This is a genomic window from Xenorhabdus entomophaga (assembly GCF_037996725.1).
Classification (GTDB): Bacteria; Pseudomonadota; Gammaproteobacteria; order Enterobacterales; family Enterobacteriaceae; genus Xenorhabdus; species Xenorhabdus khoisanae.
This window is the reverse complement of the sequence record NZ_JBBMXH010000349.1, coordinates 1-441: the sequence shown is the minus strand read 5'-3', so window position 1 is coordinate 441 and position 441 is coordinate 1. Positions and strand designations below refer to the sequence as shown.

Here is a 441-nt window from a genome sequence, read left to right as displayed (position 1 = left end):
TCTTCCGCTTTGTGACAGTAACGGCAAACCACATCCACTTTAGCCATATCTCACCCATAATAAAAAGCGGGGAGTTTACCACAATATCTAATCATTGGGAGCATGACCCCCTATGGATGCGTTCATAATCCCACAGGATGGGTAGATTCGTATGGGTTAGAGGGCGTGGTAGGCAATAAAGGGGAGCCTTTCTGGAAAGGTGACGAAGTAAAAACTCGTTTAGAGCCATTTACAGAAGCTTATCCTGAGTTTGGTAAGGGCGGCGCAAGACAGTTACATGCAGATTGGCGAGTTATGAATTTTGCTTCAGTCAAAATCTTACCGGAGAAATAATATAGCAGAATCATACTAATATGTCATAATATCCAAATCCAACATGACAAGGCATAAAGTGAAATGGGTTACAGTTTAGATTTTCGAAAAAGAGTCCTGGCATACAAA

The 441-nt window shown here is 41.5% G+C and carries 1 protein-coding gene; it reads left to right on the top strand.

Annotation, left to right across the window (positions count from 1 at the left end):
- The first annotated feature begins 165 nt into the window (after positions 1-165).
- Positions 166-333 carry a hypothetical protein gene (locus tag AAC854_RS23140; RefSeq protein WP_340619134.1) on the top strand — a complete coding sequence of 56 codons (168 nt, stop codon included), beginning with the start codon at positions 166-168 and terminating at the stop codon, positions 331-333.
- The last annotated feature ends 108 nt before the right edge of the window (positions 334-441 follow it).